Source organism: Flavobacterium ginsenosidimutans (assembly GCF_037478105.1).
Classification (GTDB): Bacteria; Bacteroidota; Bacteroidia; order Flavobacteriales; family Flavobacteriaceae; genus Flavobacterium; species Flavobacterium ginsenosidimutans.
Window position 1 is genome coordinate 2,764,696 of the sequence record NZ_CP147988.1, and the last position, 25,373, is coordinate 2,790,068.

The 25,373-nt window shown below is 32.6% G+C and carries 18 protein-coding genes; 16 read left to right on the forward strand and 2 right to left on the reverse strand.

The features are described from left to right. Positions 1-247 precede the first annotated feature (247 nt). From V6624_RS12210 to V6624_RS12285, 16 genes are all read left to right on the forward strand, one after another. A complete protein-coding gene (locus V6624_RS12210; protein ID WP_338841898.1) occupies positions 248-1,534 on the forward strand; it encodes a reverse transcriptase domain-containing protein in 1,287 nt (428 codons plus the stop codon). Between the two features lie 490 nt (positions 1,535-2,024). Beyond that, positions 2,025-2,852, forward strand: coding sequence for a prephenate dehydratase (locus V6624_RS12215; RefSeq protein WP_338838652.1), 828 nt, complete (start codon positions 2,025-2,027; stop codon positions 2,850-2,852). Between the two features lie 82 nt (positions 2,853-2,934). Continuing rightward, positions 2,935-4,080: a pyridoxal phosphate-dependent aminotransferase gene (locus V6624_RS12220; RefSeq protein WP_338838653.1), complete on the forward strand. Its 1,146-nt coding sequence runs from the start codon at positions 2,935-2,937 to the stop codon at positions 4,078-4,080. Positions 4,081-4,283: 203 nt separating this feature from the next. After that, complete coding sequence (locus V6624_RS12225; protein WP_111286964.1) at positions 4,284-5,141, forward strand: prephenate dehydrogenase; 858 nt, start codon at positions 4,284-4,286, stop codon at positions 5,139-5,141. 12 nt (positions 5,142-5,153) lie between these two features. After that, positions 5,154-6,236, forward strand: a complete 1,083-nt coding sequence (locus V6624_RS12230) for a bifunctional 3-deoxy-7-phosphoheptulonate synthase/chorismate mutase type II (RefSeq protein WP_053472520.1) — start codon at positions 5,154-5,156, stop codon at positions 6,234-6,236. Positions 6,237-6,457: 221 nt separating this feature from the next. Continuing rightward, complete coding sequence (locus V6624_RS12235; protein ID WP_338838656.1) at positions 6,458-9,529, forward strand: VIT domain-containing protein; 3,072 nt, start codon at positions 6,458-6,460, stop codon at positions 9,527-9,529. A 140-nt stretch (positions 9,530-9,669) separates the two neighbouring features. After that, entirely contained in the window at positions 9,670-10,647 is a 978-nt protein-coding gene (gene rsgA / locus V6624_RS12240; RefSeq protein ID WP_111286962.1) for a ribosome small subunit-dependent GTPase A, read from the forward strand. 148 nt (positions 10,648-10,795) lie between these two features. Further along, positions 10,796-11,248, forward strand: a complete 453-nt coding sequence (gene dtd / locus V6624_RS12245) for a D-aminoacyl-tRNA deacylase (RefSeq protein WP_338838658.1) — start codon at positions 10,796-10,798, stop codon at positions 11,246-11,248. A 64-nt stretch (positions 11,249-11,312) separates the two neighbouring features. Further along, positions 11,313-13,220 (forward strand): DUF3857 domain-containing protein, encoded by a 1,908-nt coding sequence (locus V6624_RS12250; protein ID WP_338838659.1) that lies wholly within the window; start codon positions 11,313-11,315, stop codon positions 13,218-13,220. 34 nt (positions 13,221-13,254) lie between these two features. After that, positions 13,255-15,267, forward strand: coding sequence for a DUF3857 domain-containing protein (locus tag V6624_RS12255; RefSeq protein WP_338838660.1), 2,013 nt, complete (start codon positions 13,255-13,257; stop codon positions 15,265-15,267). Position 15,268: 1 nt separating this feature from the next. After that, positions 15,269-17,260, forward strand: a complete 1,992-nt coding sequence (locus V6624_RS12260; protein ID WP_338838661.1) for a DUF3857 domain-containing protein — start codon at positions 15,269-15,271, stop codon at positions 17,258-17,260. 3 nt (positions 17,261-17,263) lie between these two features. Continuing rightward, complete coding sequence (locus V6624_RS12265; protein ID WP_012022600.1) at positions 17,264-17,590, forward strand: nucleotide pyrophosphohydrolase; 327 nt, start codon at positions 17,264-17,266, stop codon at positions 17,588-17,590. 134 nt (positions 17,591-17,724) lie between these two features. After that, positions 17,725-18,954, forward strand: coding sequence for a 3-phosphoshikimate 1-carboxyvinyltransferase (locus V6624_RS12270; RefSeq protein WP_338838676.1), 1,230 nt, complete (start codon positions 17,725-17,727; stop codon positions 18,952-18,954). A gap of 285 nt (positions 18,955-19,239) precedes the next feature. Further along, positions 19,240-20,289, forward strand: a complete 1,050-nt coding sequence (gene queA, locus V6624_RS12275) for a tRNA preQ1(34) S-adenosylmethionine ribosyltransferase-isomerase QueA (protein WP_111286949.1) — start codon at positions 19,240-19,242, stop codon at positions 20,287-20,289. A 314-nt stretch (positions 20,290-20,603) separates the two neighbouring features. Further along, positions 20,604-21,878, forward strand: coding sequence for a kynureninase (kynU, locus tag V6624_RS12280; protein ID WP_111286947.1), 1,275 nt, complete (start codon positions 20,604-20,606; stop codon positions 21,876-21,878). 405 nt (positions 21,879-22,283) lie between these two features. Beyond that, positions 22,284-22,709 carry a YMGG-like glycine zipper-containing protein gene (locus V6624_RS12285; RefSeq protein WP_111286945.1) on the forward strand — a complete coding sequence of 142 codons (426 nt, stop codon included), beginning with the start codon at positions 22,284-22,286 and terminating at the stop codon, positions 22,707-22,709. A gap of 87 nt (positions 22,710-22,796) precedes the next feature. On the opposite strand, the gene V6624_RS12290 is transcribed toward V6624_RS12285, so the two are convergent. Both V6624_RS12290 and V6624_RS12295 read right to left on the reverse strand, forming a co-directional pair. Continuing rightward, the gene (locus V6624_RS12290; RefSeq protein WP_338838678.1) at positions 22,797-23,369 is read right to left on the reverse strand and encodes a hypothetical protein; all 573 of its coding nucleotides are present in this window, start codon (positions 23,367-23,369) and stop codon (positions 22,797-22,799) included. Positions 23,370-23,547: 178 nt separating this feature from the next. Then, the gene (locus tag V6624_RS12295; protein WP_338838679.1) at positions 23,548-25,344 is read right to left on the reverse strand and encodes a hypothetical protein; all 1,797 of its coding nucleotides are present in this window, start codon (positions 25,342-25,344) and stop codon (positions 23,548-23,550) included. Between the last annotated feature and the right edge of the window lie 29 nt (positions 25,345-25,373).

Below are 25,373 nucleotides of genomic sequence, written 5' to 3' on the forward strand. Positions count from 1 at the left end.
CACCAAAAAAACGCGGTCTATAACGCCCAAGAGTTTCAACTAAGATTTCGATTTAAGTTAGCGTTTGACTTAAGATTGGCTCTTCAATCTTTCGTCAGGATTGCCCAAGAACACCTTTCCAAAGTGTTAGTTCGAACTTCATTAGTTGTTTGGCTATTCATTTCATTAAAGGGTTCTGCGCTCATTTTGTGGAGTCTGTCATACTAACAAATTGTTATTCTAAGGGTCTTTACAATCATATTACTACATGTCAAAAACATTATTAGAAAAAATATCTTCAGTCGAATCTTTAAAAAAAGCTTGGGATAATTTAGATAAAACTAATAAATCTTCTCATGGTATTTCTAAAGAAACAATAGAAGATTTTGAAAAAAACAAAGATGATAAAATTACTTCAATATCATCTCTCTTATTAAAAGGAAAATACTTTTTCTCACCCAACAGAGCTGTATTAATTCCGAAAAATAATGGAAAATTTAGACCATTACAAATTCCTGAGATCTCAGATAGGGTTGTATTAAAATCTATTGCTATAGAACTTGAAGAAGTATTTAAAGAATTGCTAGAAAAAAGCAACGGTTTTAGTTTTGCCTATCAAAAAGGTCTTGGAACGAAAGATGCCATTTTCAAAATCATCGAGCATTATAAAAATGGTTACATATATTCTTTAGAAGCAGATTTAATAAATTTTTTTGGAAAGGTTAATAAGGAGGATTTATTGAATAATTATATTTATCCAAAGCTTCAAGATGATTCTATTAATAAGTTATTGGATAAAGCACTTAATCAGGAATTAGGAGGATTAGATGATTTTGATGTTGAAAAAAGATCTAATTTTAAAGATGTAGATAAAGGTATTCCACAAGGTAGTCCTTTGTCGCCTTTGTTTTCTAATATATTTCTTTCGCCTTTTGATCAATTTCTTATTGAAAGAGATTATAAATTAGTTCGTTATGCGGATGATTTTGTAATTCTTTGTAAAACTAAAGAAGAATGTGAGAAAGCTTATGAGGATTGTTGCAAAATTTTAAAAGAGTTAAAATTAGATATTCATAGTTTAGAGGAAGGAGAAAAAACTAAAATCCTAAAGATTGATGTTGATTTTTTGACTTTCCTTTCAGTAACTTTTGATGGCAAGCAAATTTATCCATCTATAGCAAATTTTGATAGATTAAAATCGAAAATTAGAGATGTTTGTAATGGTAAAGTGGATTATACTGTTTTTTCACTTTTGAAAAAACTAATTAATATTCATGATGGTTGGATATCATCATTTATCTATACTAACTTATATAAATATTCTGAAGAACTTGATTTTTATATTGATCGACAATTGTTTTTGGCTCTTAGTAAATTTGATTGGAAATTAACTAAGGCAAGTTTGGGAGAATTACCAAAAAAATATAAACATAAAAACAAGAGCAAAGATTGTTTGTCGAAAGAACAAAGATTAAATTCAGGAATTCCTTTTTCTTCTAAATTAATAAGGGATAAATGGAAAAGTTATAATGAAAACTTAGAGAATAAAAAATAAAAATAATGCAATCTATTCTTGGTAATATTGAAAACTTATAAAGATTCATTTTTTGCCGGAATCACAATCACATATTTTATTCGAGAAATTGAATTAAATAAACACAAAGATTTGCGCTAATTCGTGAATTCGTGGCAAAAAAATCTTAGACTCTCAGCAACTTTGAACCTCAGAAACTCATTTTAATATTCTCATTTTAAGCCCATATTTTTATATTATCATACAAAACCTGCTAAATTTGTTAAGAAATCCCTTTTTGTTTCATAAAATGCAATCTTTTTTTTGGTGCACTAAAAATAATTTATACATTCGCAGAGAATTTACAAAATAACACAAACAAAATGGCAAGTAACCGTTTTTATTTTAGCAACAACTTTTATTTCTTCTTTAGTAGAAGTCAGGATTGTGCTATGGTTATTTGAGATAAAATTTTAAGACAAATAAAACTAATATACAATCCTGATGCAAATCAGGATTTTTTTTTGACTATATGACAACGAAAATTGCAATACAAGGTATTAAAGGATCATTTCATCATCAGGTTGTGAAAGAGTATTTCTCTGAAAGTGTGGATATTGATGAATGTTTGTCTTTTGAAGAATTGATCGACAGCCTTATTGCCGGAAAATCAAATCAGGCCGTAATGGCGATCGAAAACTCGATTGCGGGGCCAATTATTCCAAATTATGCATTGATCGACAAGAATAATTTGCACATTATTGGAGAGCATTATTTAAATATTCAGCAAAATTTAATGGCTTTAAAAGGTCAGAAAATTGAAGATATTAGAGAAGTTCATTCGCACCCAATGGCACTTTTGCAGTGTATGGATTTCTTGAAACAATATCCAAATATCAAATTGGTTGAGGATAAAGATACAGCAGAAACGGCAAGAAGAATTCAGGAAAAACAATTGACTGGAATTGCAGCAATTGCAAGTGTTACGGCTGCTGAAATGTACGATCTAGATATTATTGCACCATCGATTCAAACGATTAAAAACAATATGACGCGTTTCGTAATCATCAAAAAGCAAAATTCATTTTTGCCAGAAAGCGAAATTAATAGAGCATCTGTAAAATTTGAATTAGATCATAAAAGAGGAAGTTTAGCTGCGGTTTTGAATGTAATGAGTGACTGCAAACTGAATTTGACAAAAATCCAGTCGCTTCCAAAAATCGAAACACCTTGGAAATATTCATTCTTCGTAGACGTGACATTCGAGAAATACGAAGATTTTGCAAAAGCCAAAGCATTATTAAATATTATGGCAGAATATTTTAAAGTGTTGGGAGAATATAAAAATACCAGACCTTAAGTATTAAAGTTGAAAGTCTTAAAGTAAAGAAGAGAAAAGCATACAGCGTAAAGCTTAAAGCATATAGCAAAAATTAAAAACAATGATTACAACAGCAAAACGATTAGACACAGTTGAAGAATACTACTTCTCATCAAAACTAAGAGAAGTTCGTCAGTTGATGTCTGAAGGAAAATCGATCATCAACATGGGAATTGGAAGCCCTGATTTGAGTCCGTCAAAAGCAGTAATTGAAGCAGTCGCTGCGGCAATTCAAGACGAAAACGGACATGGCTATCAAAGCTATCAGGGATTACCAGAAATGAGGCAGGCGATGGCAGATTTTTATCGTGATCAGTTTGGTGTTGAAGTGAATCCGAATAATGAGATTTTACCTCTTATGGGTTCAAAAGAAGGAATAATGCATATTTCGCTTGCATTTTTAAATCCAGGCGATCACGTTTTAATTCCGAATCCAGGTTATCCAACTTATACTTCGGTAACCAATTTGGTTGAAGCAGTTCCAGTTTATTATGATTTGAAAGAAGAAAATGCATGGGAACCAGACTTCGAAGCTTTAGAAAAATTAGAGCTGGAGAAAGTAAAAATAATGTGGCTGGGATATCCGCACATGCCAACAGGAGCTAGAGGAAGTTTAGCGTTATTTGAAAAATTGGTTGCTTTTGCAAAAAAACACAATATATTATTGATCAACGACAATCCGTATAGTTTTGTTTTGAATGATAATCCAATGAGTTTACTTCAAGTTGAAGGTGCGAAAGATGTGGCTTTAGAATTAAACTCTTTAAGTAAAACATTCAACATGGCAGGCTGGAGAGTCGGAATGGTTTTAGGAAATCCTGAAATTATTGATGCGGTTCTAAAAGTAAAAAGTAACATGGACAGCGGAATGTTCTACGGAATTCAGAAAGGTGCAATTGCAGCTTTAAAATGTGATAAATCTTGGTTCGAAGACCAAAATAAAATTTACAGACGCCGTAGAGAATTGACTGAAAAACTAGCAGAAAAATTAAATTGCAAAGTTTATAAAGAAGGAGTTGGGCTTTTTGTTTGGGCAAAATTGCCAGAAGGAATTGAATCAGCAGAAAAGTTCATTGACGAAATATTATATGAGAAACATATTTTCATTACACCAGGAACCATTTTCGGAAGCAACGGTGAAGGGTATATCAGATTCTCATTGTGTGTAAAAGAAGAAAAAGTACAAGAAGCCATTGATAGGTTTTAAGTATTAAGACTTTAGAATTAAGTATTAAGATTTTTATCCAGATTGTCAGGCTGAGCGGAGTCGAAGCCCGTGCCAATTGGAACGCCCTTCTCCCGAAGCCTCGGGATCGCTCAGGGTGACAAATTGAAAAGCAAGATTTGGATTTGGACTCGAGCGATAGCGAACAGGCGAAGCAATTTTAAAACTTGGAATTTAAAATAAATATGAAAGTATACGTAATAGGAATAGGATTAATAGGCGGCTCAATGGTGTTGGACATCAAAGAGAAGCATCCGAATGCGACTATTTTCGGAATTGACAATAACGAAAAACATTTGCAAGAAGCACTTGATCTTGGGGTTATTGACGAAGCGGGAAGCTTTGAAGATTTGCAAAAAGCAGATTTTGTAATCGTTTCGGTTCCGGTAGATGTTGCGCTGACAGTTTTGCCGAAAGTTCTGGATGCCGTTGGAGATAAGACCATTGTCTTTGAAGTAGGATCGACAAAAAAGCCAATCTGCGATGCGGTTGCAAATCATCCGAAAAGAAGAAATTTTATTGCCACACATCCAATTGCAGGAACAGAGTTTTCCGGACCTTCAGCAGCGATAAAAGGTTTGTTTAAAGGAAAAACAAACATTATTTGTGAAGTGGAAAAAACCACTTTTAAACTGCAAGAAAAGGCATTAAATCTTTTCGCAGAAATTGGAATGAGAATTCGATATATGGATCCCGTTTCGCACGACAAACACATTGCTTACGTTTCGCATTTATCGCACATTAGTTCGTTTATGCTCGGGAAAACAGTAATGATCAAAGAAAAAGACGAACAAGATATTTTTGATATGGCGGGTAGTGGATTTGAAAGCACCGTTCGTCTGGCAAAAAGTTCACCTGCAATGTGGACACCAATTTTTAAACAAAACAAAGAATACGTTCTGGAAACCTTAGAAGGTTATATTGCAAATTTAACTCAGTTTAGAGATTTGCTGGCAGACGATAATTACAGTGCCATTTTTGAAGAAATGGAAGGTGTAAATAAAATTAGAGAAATATTAAACGGAATAACTATAAAAAAGTAAACTATAAAAAAGATGGAAAATAAGAAAGAAATGAGAAAGTGGTTAGAGGATTTCAATTTAAATCACCCACTTGTGATAGCTGGACCTTGTAGTGCAGAAACTGAAGATCAGGTTTTGAAAATTGCTCACGAATTAAAAGATTCAAAAGTAAGCGTATTCAGAGCTGGAATCTGGAAACCAAGAACTCGTCCAGGAGGATTTGAAGGTGTTGGTGAAATTGGATTAAAATGGTTACAGAAAGCTAAAGCTGAAACTGGTTTATTAATGGGAACTGAAGTGGCAACTGCAGCTCACTGTAAACTAGCTTTAGAACACGATATCGACGTATTATGGGTTGGTGCACGTACAACTGCAAACCCATTCGCAGTTCAAGAAATTGCTGATACATTGAAAGGAACTGATAAAATCGTTTTGGTTAAAAACCCTGTAAACCCAGATTTAGCTTTATGGTTAGGTGGTGTTGAGCGTTTACACATGGCAGGTATCGAGAAATTAGGTGTTATCCACAGAGGTTTCTCTACTTACGAAAAAACAAAATACAGAAACATTCCAGAATGGCAAATTGCTATCGAATTACAAAATAAATTCCCTGATTTACCATTAATCATCGATCCATCTCACATTACTGGAGATCGTAAAATGATTTTCGAAGTAACTCAAGAAGCTTTAGACTTGAATTACGATGGTATGATCATCGAAACACACTTTGATCCAGACAACGCTTGGTCTGATGCTGCACAACAAGTTACTCCAGATGCTTTGAAACAAATCATCAAAGATTTGACTATCAGAAAAACGGATGATACTACAGACGAGTACAGCCAAAAAATGACTAAACTAAGAGCAAATATCGACGTTTTGGATGCTAACTTATTAGAGTTATTAGGAAAACGTATGAAAGTTGCTGACGAAATTGGTCAAGTGAAAAAAGATGCAAACGTTGCAATTCTTCAAAACAACCGTTGGAACGAAATTTTAGGAAAAATGATTTTGGAAGGTGAGAAAAAAGGTCTTACAGAAGAGTTCGTTTTGAGAATGTTCAAAGCAATTCACCAAGAAAGTATTGGTCACCAAGAGAAAATTTTCAACGCATAATTTTCTTTAAATCCTATAAGTGATATAAGATAATTTAAGTTTAAGCAAAATGAATCTCTAAATTTTCTTATAGCATTAATTAAAAATAGATTGTTTTTTAAGAATCCCTATTACTTTGAAAGAAGTGATGGGGATTTTTTTTGTATAAATATTTTTATCTTTCCCAACCTTTTTAAGTTTTTTGTTCTCTATACTTTTATACAACTTTAAATTTCTATGCCATGAAATCAAAATCGCTTTTTTCAATGTTGATGTTTTCGCAAATAAAGTTTTATTTATCACTTTGTTTTCTGTTGTTTATCGGAACAAAAACTTTTGCACAAAGTCCAGAATTGACAGTTAAAGGTGATGATGCCGAGAAAGTAAGAATGAGTCAGTTAAAAGTCAATGTAAAAGTCGTTGGCAATATTGCTTATACCACTTCTGAAATGCATTTTTTTAATTCTGGAACACGCCAAATGGAAGCCGAACTTATTTTTCCATTGCCTGAAAATGTTTCCGTTTCTAGATATGCAATTGATATTAACGGAAAACTTCGCGAAGCTGTTCCAGTAAATAAAAACAAAGGGAAACAAGTTTTTGAAGCAATTGAACATCGACGTGTTGACCCCGGATTGTTGGAAAAAGTAGATGGGAACAACTTTAAAACGAGAATTTATCCATTGATGCCAAATGGAGAACGAATTGTTGTTATTGGTTATGAAGAAGAACTTTCAGCTTTCGATAAAGACAATCTGGTGTATCAATTGTTGAGTCGCTATCCTAAAAAACTAGATCAATTTGAAATTAATGTTTCGGTTTTAGGAGCGTCTGCGGAGCCGGCTGTAAATGGAGATTCTGAAAAGGAAATTGTTTTTTCGAAATGGAATCAGTCTTTTAATGCTTCTATAAAAAAAGAAAATTATCAGCCTTCTGAAAAAATAGTATTTAAAATTCCAGTACAGCAAAATGTTCCAAGTGTTGTGACCCAAAATGTTGGCGGGCAGTATTATTTTTATGGGAACACTTTTGTTGAAGGAAATAAAATGTTTAAAAAAAGTCCAGCTTCAATTGGTTTGATTTGGGATAATTCATTGAGTTGCAAAAATCGAGATTTGAAAAAGGAATTGGATTTGTTGGACGCTTATTTTCAGAAGATAAAAAATACAAAAGTGACTTTATACTTTTTGAATTATACTTTTGAGAAACAAAAAGAATTTGTGATTTCGAACGGAAATTGGGCTGAATTAAAATCAATTTTACAAAACACAAAATACGATGGCGGAACTCGTTTTTCACAAATCAGTTTTGAAAATCAGGACGAATTTTTATTTTTCTCTGACGGATTATCTTCTTTGAGTGAAAATCTTCTTCCAAAAACTAAAAAACCTGTTTATGCCATTACATCTTCAGTTTCTGCGGATTTTGCTTTTTTGAATTTTTCTTCAATGAAAACAGGTGGAAATCTGATCAATTTGAATCAGATAAATGCTGAAACGGCTTTGGATAAATTGACAAATGTTAATTTGAAATTTTTAGGCATAAAAGAAAATCTAACTTTGACTGATTTATTTCCGATGGAAGGAACTTCGGTTTCTGGAAATTTTAGTTTTTCAGGAATTTCTCTGAATCCAAAAAATGAAATCACCTTGCTTTTTGGTTATGGAAATGATGTTGTTTTAGAGCGAAAAATAACTTTAGATGCAGCAACTCAAAACACAACTGATATTAATGTTGAGAAACTTTGGGCACAGAAAAAAATCGCCAATCTTGAATTAGAATATGCTAAAAATGCTGATGAAATTGAGCTTCTCGGAAAGAAATTCGGAATCGTAACCAAAAATACTTCTTTGATTGTTCTGGAAACGGTCCGCGATTATATTATGTATGATATTTTGCCACCTGCAGAATTGCGTGCTGACTTTGACCTAATTAAGAAACAAGATCAAGATAGAGCATTGGCACAACAAAAAAATAATTGGGGAAGTATTGAAAGCTATTTTAAAGGTATTAATGCTTGGTGGAAAAATAATGTTACAACTAGCCCAGCAGCTTTAGCGAAATACAAAAAGCAAAAAGCGAATGAAACGATCAAAGGAGATCCTGATGCCGTTTTAACAATAGATGAACCAGTAGGCTCTGCTCCAGCAATGAGTGTTGTGGAAGAAGATAATGCGGTATATAATGCTCCAAAAATTGAAGAGATAAAAGATAAAAAAGTAGCCAGTGAAGAAGTAGTCTATGTAGGATATGCGAGGATGACCACAAATTCTAGCCAAATTATTGCAAGGGATGGAGATGTACAGCAAAAATTGCAAGGAAGAGTTGCGGGAGTTGCAGTTGACACAAGAAATGAGACAGTATCATCCTTAAATTATTCTGTTACTGATACACTAACTTTTGATTCTAAAAACAAAGATAAAATCTGGAATCCAGACAGATTGTATTTAAAAGCTTTAGCCTCAGCACCAAAAGAAAAACAATATGATTTGTATTTTGAACTTAGAAAATCACAAGAACGAAATCCGAGCTTTTATTTTGATGTAGCACATTTTTTCTATAATCAAGGTGACGTGAAAAAAGCGTTACAAGTAATTAGCAATATTGCCGATTTAGGTTTAGAAAATCATCAGCTTTATAAAACACTTACTTATACTTTACGTCAATGGAAAGATTATGATGATGCAGTATTTACGGCAAAACAAGTGGCAAAATGGAGAGCGCATGAACCACAAAGTTTAAGGGATTATGCATTGGCTCTTGAAGATGCAGGAAAATATCAGGCAGCTTTTGACGAATTGGTAAAATCTCTAGAAGTAAATTATTATGGAGAAATGAGTGGACAATATGAAGGTGTAGAAGATATTATTTTAATGGATATTAACCGTTTGATGAGTGAACATCCAGGATTAAAAACAGGTAAACTAGATAAAAAATATCTTGAAAAAATGCCTGTAGATATCAGAATTATAATGAACTGGAATCAAATGGATGTCGATTTAGATTTACATGTAATTGAACCAACTGGAGAAGAATGTTACTACAGCCATAAGAACACTGAAATTGGCGGAAGATTTTCAAAAGATTTTACGCAAGGTTATGGGCCAGAACAATATTTGGTTAGAAATGCGGTGAAAGGAAAATATCAAATCAAAACCAATTATTTTGGCGAAAGCACATTAACAGAAAATGGTCCTGCAACCGTAATGTTGGAAATTTATACCACTAAAGCTGGTAAAGTATCTCGAACTTTAAAAACAATTCAGTTAGGAAAGGTAAAGGAAAATGAAACTTTAGCCGAAATAGTTTGGTAAAGTCTGCAAATTAAGGATATGTCTTTCAAATTTAAAAGGTGAAATTGCGTTGTTCCATTCTAAAAACGTAATTTTGCCTTTTATTTTTTAGGTTTTAAAGCGTAATCGAAAATCTAAAATCAGCAATCTAAAATTAAAGAATGACAGGAACCGTATATAAATCTACAGGAAGCTGGTACACCGTAAAATCTGAAAATGGAGATTTTGTGGAATGCCGTATGAAAGGGAAATTCAGAATTAAAGGTATAAAAAGTACCAATCCTATTGCTGTAGGCGATATTGTCGATTATGAATTAGACGAAACTTCAGATGCTGTAACGGGAACGATTCATAATATTCATGAACGAAAAAATTATATCGTTCGTAAATCGGTTAACTTGTCTAAGCAGATTCACATTATTGCTTCCAATATCGACCAAGTTTTCTTGTTGATTACAATTGATAATCCGCCAACAACGACAAGTTTTATTGATCGTTTTTTGGTTACTGCCGAAGCTTACGGAATTGAAGCAATCTTGATTTTTAATAAAATAGATACTTTAAATGATCAGACTTTAGACGATCAGCTTTATCTGCAACATATTTATTCTGAAATTGGATATAAATGTCTTCGAATTTCATCAACTGAAAATAAAGGAGTTGACAAGTTGAAAGAAATGATGGTTGGAAAAGTAAGTATGTTTTCTGGGCATTCTGGAGTAGGAAAATCAACTTTGGTAAATGCAATGGAACCAAGTCTTCATTTAAAAACTTCAGTAATTTCAGAACAAAGCAAGCAAGGTCAGCACACAACTACTTTTGCTGAAATGTATGATTTGTCTTTTGATGCCCGAATTATCGATACACCGGGAATTAAAGGTTTTGGAATTGTAGATATGGAGCCATCAGAAATCAGCGGATACTTTCCAGAGTTCTTCAAACTCAAAGATCAATGTAAGTTTAACAACTGTTTACATAAAGAAGAACCGCATTGTGCAATTAAAACAGCTTTAGAAAAAGACGAAATTGCGTGGTCACGTTACAATAGTTATCTTAAAATCCTTGAAGGTGACGAAGAGCATTACCGTACCGATACCTATGGCGAAGATCGTGCGGCGAGTGATGAAACACGTAAGTAATTGTGAATTGTGAATGGTAAATTGTGAATTCCAATTGAAACACGAAAAGTTTGCATTGTAGAGATGCACTGCAGTGCATCTAACACTAGAATTTAAAATCTGTTAAATCCTTTAATCTGTGGCATAGAGCCACAATTCACAATTTTCTATGAAAGTAGTCGTTCAAAGAGTTTCTCAAGCATCTGTAACTGTCGATTCTAATATTGTTGCAGATATTAAAAAAGGTTTATTGGTTTTAGTCGGAATAGAAGATGCCGATACACAGGAAGACATAGATTGGCTTGTTGGGAAAATCATAAAAATGAGAATTTTTGGAGATGAAAATGATGTTATGAACTGTTCGGTTCAGGATATCGACGGCGATATTATTGTCGTGAGTCAGTTTACGCTTCATGCATCAACCAAAAAAGGAAATCGCCCTTCTTATATAAAAGCTTCAAAGCCAGATTTTGCAATTCCAACTTATGAGAACTTTGTAAAATCTCTGGAAAAAGAGTTTGGCAAGAAAGTACAAACTGGAATTTTTGGCGCAGATATGAAAGTAAATCTTCTAAATGATGGGCCTGTAACTATTGTAGTAGACAGCAAAAACAAGGAGTAAAATATTATTAAACATTTGTTAAGGATTTCGCAAAAAAATATATATTTGACGAAAATACTTACTAATGAAAAAACTCTTTTGCGCATTCTTTTTTTTCTTATTTCTTGTTAATTCTTCTGCTCAAAAGAGCGATTATTCTATACTATCAATACCCGATAGTCTTAAGCAAAATGCCAATGCTGTCCTTCGATTAGACCAGATGGATATCCTTATTGCTTCGCAAAGAAGCATGAACATCAAAACTCAAAGAGTAGTTTCTGTTTTAAATGATAAAGGACTAAATGATATTGACGCCTTTAGTCATTATGATAAAACAACTTCAATCAAAAATATTGAAGCAATTGTTTATGATGCATTCGGAAACGAAATAAAAAAAATCAAACGAAAAGATTTTAAAGATCAAAGCGCGGTAAGTGGCAGTACTCTTTTTTCAGATAACCGTGTGCTTTACTTAGATTATACTCCAATTTCATATCCTTTTACTATTGTCTATACCTGCGAAGTTGAAACTTCGAATACAGCATTTATACCGCAATGGTATTTTTTAGGGGGGTATTATTTAAGTGTAGAAAAATGTATTTTGAATGTTACTTTTCCTAAAGACTTGGGCTTTAAAAAGAAAGAATTCCGTTTTAACGGTTTTAATATTAAAAAGACCGAAGAAACAGATACCAAACTAAGTTATTTAGCTACCAATCTTGTTGCTCAAAAACAAGAAGACCTTAGCCCTAATCCATCAGACCTTTTTCCCAAAGTAATGATGGGATTAGAGAATTTCCATTTAGAAGGAGTTGATGGAAAAGCTACAACATGGGAAGCATTTGGTAAATGGTATGGAGAAAAAATCCTAACAGGAACTACCATTTTGCCAGAAGAAACAAAAGCAAAAATCAAAGCTTTGGTTGGGAACGAAAAAGATCCAGTTAAGAAAGCAAAGATTATTTATGATTATGTTCAAAAGAAATCCAGATATGTAAATATTGCCGTTGGAATTGGCGGATGGAAACCAATGTTGGCAAGCGATGTAGATCGTTTAGGTTATGGTGATTGTAAAGCATTATCAAATTATACAAAAGCACTTTTGGAGGTTGTAGATGTTCCGTCTTATAATACTATTTTATATGGAGATCGCTACAAGTCAGATATTCAATCTGATTTTGTTTCGATGCAAGGAAACCACATGATTTTAGCGGTTCCAAACGCGAATAATTATATCTGGTTAGAATGTACAAGTCAAGATGATCCATTTGGATATCAAGGTGTTTTTACAGATGATCGCGATGTTTTGGTTGTAAAACCCGAAGGCGGAGAAATTGTCCGAACTAAAATCTACGATGACAAAGGAAATACTCAAGATGGAAAAGGAACTTATACCATTGATGAAACGGGGAATTTTTCGGGAATTCTAAAAATAGCTTCACAAGGAAGTCAATACGCTTCTAAATCTCGAGTAGAAACCATGCAACCCAACGAAAAAGAAGAGCACTACAAAGATTACTGGGATAATATCAATAACTTAAAATTAGGTAAAATAACTTTTATCAACGATAAAGAAAATGTTCGTTTTACAGAAGATATTCAAATAAGTGCTTCAAATTACGGAACACTTTCAGGCAATAAAATGATTTTTGTAGTTGATGCATTTAATCAATATACGGGAAATATAAAACGAATGAGAAATCGTAAAAATCCATTTCAAATCCAGCGCGGATATTTGGATACAGACGAAATCGAAATTAGCCTTCCTGCAGGTTACAGTATCGAATTTCTTCCTTCAAATTATGAGTTAAAAGGAAAATTTGGTGAATATAAAACCGAAATCATAAAAAAAGAAAATAACAAACTAACGTATAAAAGGTCAATGTTCCTTAACAAAGGTAAATATTCGAATAAAGAATATGACGAATACCGTTTGTTTATGGAGCAGGTCTCTAGAAACGATAATGCCAAAATAATATTGACAAAAAATTAAACCAATTATAACCAATATAAACCAAGAATTACCAATGAAAATTATTAAACTATTTAGCCTCTCTGTGATTCTATTAATTGCTCCCAAAGCGATTTCTCAGGAATTCAAATTAGGAAAGGTTTCTGTTGCAGAATTGGAACAGAAAGTCCATCCAAAAGATACTTCAGCAGTAGCAGCAGTTCTTTACAAAAAAGGAGTTTCAAGAATGGAGTTCGATCAAAATGATGGTTTTTACATGATGACCGAAGTAGAAACCCGTATCAAAATTTATAAAAAAGAAGGCTATGAATGGGCCAACCAGCAAGTTTGGTATTACAACACTACTAACTTAAAAGAACGTGTGTTTTTTACAGATGCAAATACTTATAATTTAGTGAATGGTAAAATAGAGAAAACAAAATTAAAAAGCGACGGATCTTTTGATGAAGTCATTTCTAAATACACAGGGCAAAAAAAGATTACTATGCCAAATGTAAAAGAAGGATCTGTAATCGAATTTCGTTATACTATAAAATGTCCTAACGAAGGAATCATTCGCGATTGGGATTTTCAAACGTCAATTCCTGTAAACTATTCAGAACTTAAAGTCGCTTATCCAGAATATTATGTCTTTAAACCCTTGCAAAAAGGATATTTATTTCCAAAAGCTACAACATTAAAAAATCCCAAATCTATAACGATCAATAGTAAAGAAAGAAACGTAGGACTGGTGTCTGGAACTAGTTTCTCTTCAGATAAAATTGATTATTTAGAAACTGAAGTAACGTATGTAGCACAAGATTTTCCAGCGTTGAAAGATGAAAGTTTTGTGAATAATATTGATAATTATACAGCAAGTGTTCAGCACGAATTGTCGCTGACTCACTTTCCAAATAGTCCAATAAAAGAATACTCTACAGATTGGAATTCAGTGGTAAGAACGATCTACGAATATGATGATTTTGGTCCAGAATTAAACAAAACAGGATATTTTGAAGAGGATTTGAAAAAAGTTCTGACTGGATTAAATGGGCAGGATGAAAGAATTTGGGCCATTTTCAATTATGTGAAAGCAACCATAAAATGGAATGGCTATACAGGTTACAGCTGTGATAGCGGAGTTAAAAAAGCATATAAAGAAAAAACAGGAAATATTGCAGATATCAATTTAATGCTTACTGCAATGCTTCGTTCTTCGGGTTTAACAGCAAATCCAGTTTTAGTTAGTACACGTTCTAATGGAATTGCATTGTTCCCAAATAGAAATGCTTTTAATTATGTAATTGCTGCAATTGAAACACCAGACGGATATATTTTATTGGATGCAACTGATAAATATTCGATTCCAAATGTTCTTCCTTTTAGAACATTAAATTGGCTTGGAAGATTAATCAGAAAAGATGGCTCTTCACAAGAAATAGATTTAATGCCTAAAAAGACATCAAATGATTTTGTTTTCATGAATTATGACATCAATGCTGAAGGAAAAGTTACTGGAAAAGCAAGAAGACAATGCACAGATTATAACGCTATGATCGCCAGAGAAAACTTCGAAAAACTAAAAGAAGAAGAATATCTTGAAAAATTAGAAAATAACAATGGAAAAATTGAGGTAAGCGAATATTCAAGAACAAACGAAAAAGAGTTGCTTTCTCCAACACTTGAGACTTATTCATTTACAGGAAACGATTTATGCGAAATTATCGGTGGTAAGATTTATGTTAGTCCAATGTTATTCTTTAGTCAAGACAAGAATCCATTTAAACAAGAATCTCGTGAGTATCCAGTAGATTTTGGTTATCCGTTTATGGATAAATACAATATCACAATTAAAATTCCAGAAGGTTTTGCAGTAGAAACATTGCCAACTGCTGTTGCTTATAGTATGGAAAACAATCTGGGAAGTTTTAAATTTAATATTGCTGCAAATGGCGATGTTTTACAATTGATGATTGTCAATCAGATCAATGAGGCAATTATTAATACAGAACAATATGAAATGCTGAAAGAGTATTACAAAGGAATGGTTGCGAAAGAAACCGAAAAAATTGTTTTAAAACGCATTTAATATGTTTATAAGATCATTTCTAATTTGCATTGCTTTCTTTTGGAACATTACAAATACACAAGCTCAAAATTATGAGCTTGGAAAAGTAACAATAGCAGAACTTAAAGAAAATGTTCATCCTAAAGATAGCAGCGCACCAGCTGCTATCTTGTTTAAAAAGGGAAGAACATATTTTACATACGACCGAAATACAGGTTTTATTGCAAATCATATTTGCGAGGTAAAAATCAAAATTTATAAAAAAGAAGGCCTCAGTTGGGCCGATCAAAAAGTGCGCTTTTATATTGGATATGAAAATCTAAATGACGACTGTTTAGAGTTCTCAGAAGCAGTAACTTATAACTTAGAAAATGGGAACATTGTAAAAACGAAACTTGAAAATCAAGGAGAATTTAAAAATAAAATTAATAAATACTGGAAAGAGAAAACAATCACTTTACCAAATGTAAAAGTGGGCTCTATTATAGAATATAAATATGTTTTGAAATCTGAAAATCTGGTAAAGTTTCCTGATTTTGATATTCAGTTCAAAATCCCAGTTAATTATTTTTATTATAAAACTCAAATTCCTGAATTCTATATTTATAAACCTATTTTAATTGGAGGAATTCCGCTTGAAACAGAAGCAAAATTAACAAACGGATCACAGAGTTACGATAACAATTTCAACCAGACAAATTCATTTACTTACAAACAAATCGAATCATACTATACAGGAAAAGATGTTCCTGCATTGAAAGATGAGCCTTATGTAAATAATTTAGAAAATTACCGCGGAAGTATTCAGCAAGAACTTGAAAGAGTTCGTCTTCCAGAACAGCCCGTTAAAGATTACAGTGTAACCTGGGAAGGTGTTGCAAAAACAATCTTTAAAGATGATGATTTTGGAAAACAATTAAACGAAACACTTTTCTTTGCTGAAGATTTAAAAAAATTATTGGCTAATGTAGAATCCCAAAATGAACGATTAAAACTTATTTTTACCTATGTTCAGAATCGAATGAATTGGAATGAAACCTATGGCTGTTACACTGACAAAGGTGTCAAAAAAGCCTATCAAGATCAAACGGGAAATGTTGCCGAAATCAATTTTATTCTAATAAATATGCTTCGAATGGCTGGAGTTACTGCAAATCCAGTTTTAGTCAGCACAGTTGAAAACGGATTGCCAGTTTACCCTACACGAGCAGGATTTAATTATATCGTTGCGGCTGCCGAAATTGATGGGAAATTAACTTTGCTAGATGCAACGCACAAATTTACCTCTCCTAATATTTTGCCATTAAACACCTTAAATTGGAAGGGAAGATTGGTAAGAAAAGATGGGACTTCGCAAGAAATAGAATTAGATCCGGCCTTAGCATCTAAAGAAAATTTTAATTTGATGGTTAAAATTAGCCCAGAAGGGAAAATGGATGGTAGTGCAAGAATTCAGCGAACAGATTACGATGCATATCGATTTAGAGTAGAAAATAATGCAAAATCGGAGGACAATTATTTAGAGAAATTTGAGGAAGAACTTGGAGGTTTGACAATTTCAAATTATAGAATAGAAAATAAGAAATCAAATGTTGAACAGCCCATTGTCGAGACTTTTTCTTTTGTTTCAAATGGACAGACAGAAATCATTGGAGGGAAAATTTTTGTAAACCCATTATTGTTTTTTACAAAAAGTAAAAATCCATTTAATCAAGAAAAGAGACAAATGCCTGTTTATTTCGGCTATAAAAATTCGGAAAAGTTTAGTCTTAGCATTGAAATTCCAGACGGTTACGCCATAGAATCAGTTCCGAAACCAGTAAGAATTACTTCAGAAGACAAGCAAATGTCATTTCTCTTAAATTTTTCAGTTGTAGAAAACAAAATTCAAATTGTGAGCATAAAAGAAATTAACAATAGTATTTTTGCAGCTGAGGATTACGAAATGCTTAAAGAGTTTTTTCAAAAGATTATCGTAAGCCAAAATGAAAAAATTGTTCTAAAAAAAGCTTAAGAAATGGATTTAAAAAATGCACAGTTAGATGTTGATACTTGGATAAAGGAGCACGGTGTTCGTTATTTCAACGAATTAACCAATATGGCGCAGCTAACAGAAGAAGTTGGAGAAGTAGCAAGAATCATTGCTCGCAGATATGGAGAACAATCTGAGAAAGAAAGCGATAAAAATAAAGATCTTGGCGAAGAATTGGCAGATGTTGTTTTTGTTGTGTTATGTTTAGCCAATCAAACAGGAATTGATTTACAAGCGGCTTTTGATAAAAAAATGGATTTGAAATCGGTTAGAGATAAAGACCGTCATAAAAACAATGATAAATTGAAATAATTGTGAAATATCACTCATAAGTTTTGAATTATGAGTTTTGGATTTTGAATTATGAATGGGGAGTGGTAAATTGCGGGGCTGAATTATGTATCTAATCAGTCATAATTCATAATTCACAACTTACAATAAAAAAAATGAATTTAAAACTAAGCACGAATTCACCATTCACCATTGATGATTCGCAATTAAATATTACAGGATCAAAAAGCGAAACTAACCGTTTATTGTTACTAAAAGCGTTATTTCCAAATATCACTTTAGCCAATACTTCAAATTCCGACGACAGCGAAGTAATGCAAAAAGCTTTAGCTGGAAATGACGAAATTGTAGATATACACCACGCAGGAACTGCAATGCGTTTCTTAACTGCTTATTTTTCGGTTAACGAAGGAAGAGAAGTGGTTTTGACAGGTTCTAGCAGAATGCAAGAACGTCCGATTAAAATTCTTGTTGAAGCTTTGGCACAATTAGGTGTTGAGATTTCATACGAGAAAGAAGTAGGATATCCGCCAATTAGAATTAAAGGAAAAAAAGTTACAGCTTCAAAAGTAACTCTGGCGGCAAATGTGAGCAGCCAATATATTTCGGCACTTTTATTAGTGGCTTCAAAATTAGATAATGGTTTAGAATTGACTTTGGAAGGAGAAATTACTTCAATTCCATATATCAAAATGACTTTAGCTTTGCTTAATGATTTGGATATTAAAACTAGTTTTGAAGGAAATGTAATTAAAGTTTTTCCTAAAGAATCAGTTGAAACAAAAGAAATGGTTGTAGAATCAGATTGGAGTTCTGCTTCTTATTTCTTTAGTCTTGTTGCTTTATCTGATGCTGCAAAAATTACTTTGAGCAGTTATAAAGAAAATAGCCTTCAAGGAGATTCAGAATTAGTTTCTCTTTACCAAAAAATGGGCGTGAAAACGACTTTTCAAAACAATAAAATGACTTTGGAAAAAGTGGCTGGTTTTAATTATCAAGATGTAAATTTCGATTTGAATAATACGCCAGATATCGCACAAACGATTGTAGTTACTTGTTTAGGTTTAGGAATAGGATGTCATTTAACAGGTCTTCATACTTTAAAAATTAAAGAAACGGACCGTTTGGAAGCTTTAAAAACGGAGTTGACAAAATTAGGCGCTAATATTTCGGTGACTAATGACAGTTTAACTTTAGTTAAATCTGATAATATAAAACACGATGTACATATTGCAACATACAACGATCACCGTATGGCAATGGCATTTGCGCCTTTAGCTATCAATGTGCCAATTATTATTGATGACGCAGAAGTTGTTTCAAAATCATACCCAGATTTCTGGAATGATTTAAAAGCATTAAATTTCCAAATCTCAGAAATGTAATTTTTTTTGGACCATATATGATATATAAGTTCATTTAAATAAAACTCAATAAAACTTAGCCTCTGGTTTCAACCAGAGGTTTTTTTATATGTATGAATCAAAAAAGTTAAAATTGACTTAAAGAATAGCTTTCTAAGTCAATCTGAAAGCTCAGTAAATCAAGGACTTTTGAAAATAATAGCCAAAACACTTGACAACGCCTATTTCACAATCGTATATTTGCAGTCGATTTAAAATTTTAGATAAAAAAATCTAAGATTGATATTTTAAAATCTAACTTCAAATATGAAATTATCACACTTCAATTTCAATTTACCGAAAGAACTTTTGGCTGAATTTCCAGCAGAAAACAGAGATGAATCTCGTTTAATGGTAATTGACCGTAAAAAAAACACAATCGAACATAAAATGTTTAAAGACGTTATCAACTATTTTGATGACGGAGACGTTTTAATTCTTAACAATACAAAAGTTTTCCCTGCGCGTTTGTATGGAAACAAAGAAAAGACGGGAGCTAGAATTGAGGTTTTCTTATTAAGAGAATTAAACTCTGAGCAACGTTTATGGGACGTTTTAGTAGATCCTGCTAGAAAAATCCGTATTGGTAACAAACTTTATTTTGGTGATGACGATTCATTAGTTGCTGAGGTAATCGACAATACAACATCTCGTGGTAGAACTTTACGTTTCTTATACGATGGATCATACGAAGAATTCAGAAACAAATTGACAGAACTTGGAGAAACTCCAATTCCTAAATACATCAACAGAGAAGTAACTGCTGAAGATGCTGAAAGATACCAAACAATCTACGCAAAAGAAGAAGGAGCTGTAGCGGCACCAACTGCTGGTTTACACTTCTCAAAACACCTTTTGAAAAAATTAGAAATCAAAGGAGTGAACTTTGCTGAGGTAACTTTACACGTTGGTTTAGGAACTTTTAACCCAGTTGAGGTTGAGGATTTATCTAAACACAAAATGGATTCTGAGGAATTAATTATAAATCAAAAAGCTTGTGATATCGTAAACGAAGGAAAAGCAAAGAAAAAACGTATCTGTGCTGTAGGAACAACTTCTATGCGTGCAATCGAAAGTTCTGTTTCTTCTGCAAATACTTTGAATCCTTACGAAGGATGGACAAATAAATTTATTTTCCCTCCTCACGATTTTAGTATTGCAAACTGTATGATCACAAACTTCCACACTCCAAAATCAACATTGTTAATGATGATTTCTGCTTTTTGTGGACACGATTTAATGAAAAAAGCATACGAAGAAGCGATCAAAGAAGGATACAAATTCTATTCTTACGGAGACGCGATGTTAATTCTTTAATTAGAGTTTTTATATTATAAAAAAGACCCGACAAGTTTTTAGAACCTGTCGGGTTTTTTGTTTTTAATAGTTTTGTTTCAAGTTTCAGGTTTCAAGTTTAACCGCAAAGTTAGCAAGGATTTTTTACTTAGTTTGTGTTTGCCAAATATAAAAGAACGCAAAGCTTTGCGAACTTAGCGTTTGTAAACGTTAACCTTGATAAAAAATCCTTGCGAACTTTGCGGTTAAAAAATACAAAGCATTTCAACTTGAAACCTTAAACCTGAAACAAAACAAACAAAATTTGTTATTTTAGCAGACAAAACAAAAACACAATGACTTTTCAAAATACACGCGAATTTGCACGAGAGCTAGATTCGAAAGACGCATTAAAACATTACCAAGACCAATTCATTTTTCCTAAAGTAAACGACAAAAGAGTAATTTATTTTACTGGAAACTCATTAGGATTACAGCCAAAACGCACCAAAGCTTATATTGATGAAGTAATGAACGATTGGGCAGAATTGGCAGTTGAAGGTCATTTTTATGCTGAAAAACCTTGGTGGGATTATCAAGAAAGATTTGCAGAACCCTTGAGTAAAATTGTAGGCGCGCTTCCATCAGAAGTTACGGTTATGAATACTTTGACTGTTAATCTTCATCTATTGATGGTTTCTTTTTATCAGCCAAAAGGCAAACGTTATAAGATTATCTGCGAAGAAAAAGCTTTTCCATCAGATCAATATATGTTTCAAAGTCAAGTTAACTTTCATGGATACAAGCCTGAAGATGCGATTGTAGAAATTAAACGTCGAGAAGGAGAACACAATATTCGTCTTGAAGATGTCTTAGCAAAAATTGAAGAAGTCGGAGATGAACTTGCTTTGGTTTTAATTGGCGGAGTAAACTATTATACAGGACAAGTTTTTGACATCAAAACCATAACTGCTGCTGGACAAAAAGCTGGAGCAAAAGTAGGTTGGGACTTGGCTCATGCTGCTGGAAATATCAAATTAGAACTTCATAACTGGAATGTAGATTTCGCAGCTTGGTGCAGTTATAAATATATGAATTCAGGACCTGGAAATGCTTCGGGGTGTTTTGTTCACGAAAAACATCATAATTCAGATTTACCAAGATTTGCTGGATGGTGGGGACACAACAAAGAACGTCGTTTTAAAATGGAACCAAACTTTGATCCCGTTCACGGCGCAGACGGATGGCAGATTAGTAATCTTCCAGTTTTATCTTTAGCGCCATATTTGGCTTCGGTAGAAATGTTTGCTGAGGTTGGAATGGATGCCTTAATTAAAAAACGTGATCATATTACTTCTTATTTGGAATTTATTCTACACGAAATTGATAAAGAAGTAGAAAGCACTTTTGAAATTATTACGCCTTCAAACCCAAGTGAAAGAGCTTCACAATTGTCTGTTTTCCTTCACGGAGAAGGAAGAGCATTATTTGATTATTTAATGAAAAATGGCGTAATCACAGATTGGCGTGAACCAAACGTAATTCGTTTGGCACCGGTTCCTTTGTACTGCTCTTATGAAGATATGTATGATTTCGGACAAATTCTGAAAAAAGGAATTTTAGGGAAGTAAAAATTAATCTCGCAATCCCGATAGCCATCGGGGAGCTGAATAGCATTTTTTGTTTAAAGCCACAGATTAATAGGATTAAAAAGATTTTTTTGAATTGCCTCCAATTTTAACTGGAGGTATTAAAAATAAAACTTAAGAAGGCTTTAGCCAAACGGCATAGTTTGGTTAAAGCTTTTTCTTTTAACCAATTTTTCATCCAGCTAAAGCAGGAAGCTATTGTACTTAAAAGATAAAACTTTGCGTCTTCGCGACTTTGCGAGATTAAATCATACAGCTTAAAAAAAAATAATTCAGCCAGAAATACGGCGAAATCTTCAAATCTTATAAACTTTCTAAAAAATCCTGTAATAAGTATTAAAACAAATATTAAGTACTTTGTAATGCATAATTTTAAAACTTATAGTCATGAAAGGCTTATATATATTATTAACCGTGATATTTTTAACTTCTTGTCAGCAACAAAGCAAAGAAGATATAAATAAAGCCAAGCAAGCCAGCATTGATTCAATGAAAGTTGAGATTAACAAACAGCGTGTTATCGATTCGATGAAGACAGAAATGGCTAAATTAAACGAGGAAAAGATCGAAGCTCAAAAAGAGAAAGTCGTTGTTGTGCATCAACAAGATGGAACAAATGCCACAACTGCTAAAAAGAAAGGTTGGAGTGCAACTGCTAAAGGCGCTGTTATTGGTGCTGGCGTTGGTGCCGCAACTGGAGCCATTGTCAGTAAGAAAAAAGGTGAAGGTGCAATTATTGGAGGTCTAGCTGGAGCTGCAGTAGGAACTGGAACTGGAGCTGTTATTGACAGTAAGAATAAGAAAAAAGAATAATAATAATCATTTGGATAACTTGATATAAAAAAATGGCAAACAATTTATTTGTTTGCCATTTTTAGTTTATTAAAGAACTTTAATGTTTTAATTTACTGATGCATATTCCCTATTGCAACAATCAACAAAATTTAAAAAAGCTAAATTGTTATTGTTATACCACAATTTCATATAAGAGCCATCAGGGAATTCATAAACATCCCATACCATTCCAAAACCTATCGAACCTGTATTAGAGCCAATTAAATTTACTACTTTGTTATATGTCATTCCTTCTTTTACTTTACAGAAGTCATTTATAGATATTGTTCTGTTTTTTTGATTTGGCCCACTATGAAGGATTCCTATTTTTGCTGTAGACGAAATAGAAGTTAGATTTGATTTTAATTGATATTCTCTTTTGCAAGGATCTATAAAAAACATTTTAATGAGTTTGTTGTTTTTGTAGATTAGTTTCATTTTGCATTCATAATCTAAATTGTAGATAAAATTTGATTTTAATTTTTCTTGCGGTTTGCCAATAAATTTTTCTATATCAGCACGTTTTGTTCCAATGTTAATTTTACAAAAATCTTTAATCTTTAAATTTTCTTTAGCAAAACAATTCATCAGAGAGAATAATACAAATGTTAAACTAGTGGCTATAGTTTTTTTAAACATGGTTCTTGATGTTTTATCAATATAATAATTTCAAGCTAAATTTATATGTTGAAATCTGAATGATATTTAATTCTAGTTTATAAAAAATTGAATTGAATTTTTTAATTTTTTAAATCATTTTTAAAGAAAAAATGTGGAAAAACAAACCCCAAATTACTTTTAATTTGGGGTTTCAATTTTAAACCAACTCTGAAACGGGAATTTTAATACCAACTAATTCTGATTTACAAGAATCGAGTTGATCAAGGTCACCTTTAAAGACTTTCGTCGATTCAAATAAATTTTTATAATACTCAATTCCATCTAACAGATTAGATTTAAAAGAATTCCATTTTTTAAGCTGAGCTGTTGTAAGTTCTCCAGAAAGAGACTGAATTTCATTTCTAAAATACGTTATGTACATTTTAAGCTCTTTAATAAATAAGTTAGGACGCTCAGTTCTGATAACTGATTTTCCATGATAAATATGATGCAGCATTTCTTTCAAAGAAACTTCTTGATCAAAATAAGCCAAATTCGGACCTGGGCAAATTACTACACCTTGAGCCTGGCCTTTAACTTTTATGTCATTTTCTAAATAAGATGCATTTGCTAAACCAACGCACAAACATGATTTTTCGGTTATTTTGATTTTGCTTTTTTCAAATTCATCAGCAGATAAAGAATCTTTTCTTGCTTCTAATTCTTCCAGTTTAATATCCTGATATTTTTTTGAAGCCGTACAAATTCCGTGTGGGTCATATTCTTTACTTAATGCTAAGAATTTCTTTGGACAAGAACTTCCAGCTTTATTTTCTTGAATTCTTTTCTGTTTTAAAAATTCATTAGTTGTTCCTTTCAAAGTGTTGAATGGAACTCCCAAAGGCGAAATGTTACTTAAATAGAAATCATCTTCTTTGGCATTCATCAATAAATTGCGAGTTTCTTGATCTACAGATGTTGCTTCTGGAACTAATAAAAATGGAGAACCCCAGCCAATAGAATCTACGTGATATTCGTCTAATAAAAACTCATGTTCTTGAGAAGTTCCAACACCGCCTTGAACTGTAATTTTTAATTCTAAAGGGTTTTCTGGAAAATGCTGATTTTTTGCCTGTAAAGCTTTAATCATTAAATCGTGGGCAGATTGTACCAATTGTTCTTTTTTCTGCTTGAATTCTTCTAAAATGGCACCTAATAAGAGTCCATCGGTTGCAAAGGCGTGACCGCCGCAGTTTAATCCCGATTCAATTCGATATTCTGAAACCCAAAGTCCTTTTTTAGCCAAGAAATTTCCCTGAATCATCGCCGATCTAAAATCGCTTACTTTTAAGACGATTTTCTTTTTCAGTTCGTTATTTTCATTCGGAAAAAAATCTTTGAAGTTTTCGAAATAACCAAACAATCTTGGGTTCATTCCAGCGGAAAGTACAACAGAAGATTCTAAATTACTATTTGCAAAACCTCTTAAAGCGGCATGCGCATCGTTAAATTCAATTGGTAATTGTTCATTTTTGATAAAGTTATCTTTATCTAGTTTCGTCATAATGTTAACATCGATTTCTCCAGGAAAGAGATGCGTTTCAATATAATTTTGAATGTTTTCTTTAAAGGAAATTCCATCATCTAGTAAGTTTTGAAATCCTTTCTTAATGTCAGAAGTGTTGGGTAACATCGACATAAAGTTATCAAGAGCCGTTTTGCTTTCGGCCAATTCAGTTTTAAAATTTTCAAATTTCTCTTTGACAATTTTATCGACTAAATTTAAATAAGAAGTAATTCGCTCTGCGCGGTAATCGTGAAATTTTTGACTGATTTCTTCGTAAGGGAAGTTGAATTTTGTGCTGTAAAAATTACGCATCTTTTCAATCAAATCATCGTCGGCTAAAGCTATAACAGATGAAATTCCATACTGCGCCACTCGAATCGGACTGTCTATCGTATAAGCCAATCCCATTACTGGAATATGAAAAGTATGCAGATTTTTTTTTGTCATTTGTATTCGGATTAAAATAGAGACAAATG

Bases quoted from the DNA above. Each gene is read 5' to 3' on its own strand.
- V6624_RS12235 (WP_338838656.1), top strand. From the start codon at position 6,458: ATGAAATCAAAATCGCTTTTTTCAATGTTGATGTTTTCGCAAATAAAG.
- V6624_RS12220 (WP_338838653.1), top strand. From the start codon at position 2,935: ATGATTACAACAGCAAAACGATTAGACACAGTTGAAGAATACTACTTC.
- V6624_RS12250 (WP_338838659.1), top strand. From the start codon at position 11,313: ATGAAAAAACTCTTTTGCGCATTCTTTTTTTTCTTATTTCTTGTTAAT.
- V6624_RS12270 (WP_338838676.1), top strand. From the start codon at position 17,725: ATGAATTTAAAACTAAGCACGAATTCACCATTCACCATTGATGATTCG.
- V6624_RS12215 (WP_338838652.1), top strand. From the start codon at position 2,025: ATGACAACGAAAATTGCAATACAAGGTATTAAAGGATCATTTCATCAT.
- queA (WP_111286949.1), top strand. From the start codon at position 19,240: ATGAAATTATCACACTTCAATTTCAATTTACCGAAAGAACTTTTGGCT.
- V6624_RS12285 (WP_111286945.1), top strand. From the start codon at position 22,284: ATGAAAGGCTTATATATATTATTAACCGTGATATTTTTAACTTCTTGT.
- V6624_RS12295 (WP_338838679.1), bottom strand. From the start codon at position 25,344: ATGACAAAAAAAAATCTGCATACTTTTCATATTCCAGTAATGGGATTG.
- V6624_RS12255 (WP_338838660.1), top strand. From the start codon at position 13,255: ATGAAAATTATTAAACTATTTAGCCTCTCTGTGATTCTATTAATTGCT.
- rsgA (WP_111286962.1), top strand. From the start codon at position 9,670: ATGACAGGAACCGTATATAAATCTACAGGAAGCTGGTACACCGTAAAA.
- dtd (WP_338838658.1), top strand. From the start codon at position 10,796: ATGAAAGTAGTCGTTCAAAGAGTTTCTCAAGCATCTGTAACTGTCGAT.
- V6624_RS12290 (WP_338838678.1), bottom strand. From the start codon at position 23,369: ATGTTTAAAAAAACTATAGCCACTAGTTTAACATTTGTATTATTCTCT.
- V6624_RS12210 (WP_338841898.1), top strand. From the start codon at position 248: ATGTCAAAAACATTATTAGAAAAAATATCTTCAGTCGAATCTTTAAAA.
- V6624_RS12265 (WP_012022600.1), top strand. From the start codon at position 17,264: ATGGATTTAAAAAATGCACAGTTAGATGTTGATACTTGGATAAAGGAG.
- V6624_RS12260 (WP_338838661.1), top strand. From the start codon at position 15,269: ATGTTTATAAGATCATTTCTAATTTGCATTGCTTTCTTTTGGAACATT.
- V6624_RS12225 (WP_111286964.1), top strand. From the start codon at position 4,284: ATGAAAGTATACGTAATAGGAATAGGATTAATAGGCGGCTCAATGGTG.
- V6624_RS12230 (WP_053472520.1), top strand. From the start codon at position 5,154: ATGGAAAATAAGAAAGAAATGAGAAAGTGGTTAGAGGATTTCAATTTA.
- kynU (WP_111286947.1), top strand. From the start codon at position 20,604: ATGACTTTTCAAAATACACGCGAATTTGCACGAGAGCTAGATTCGAAA.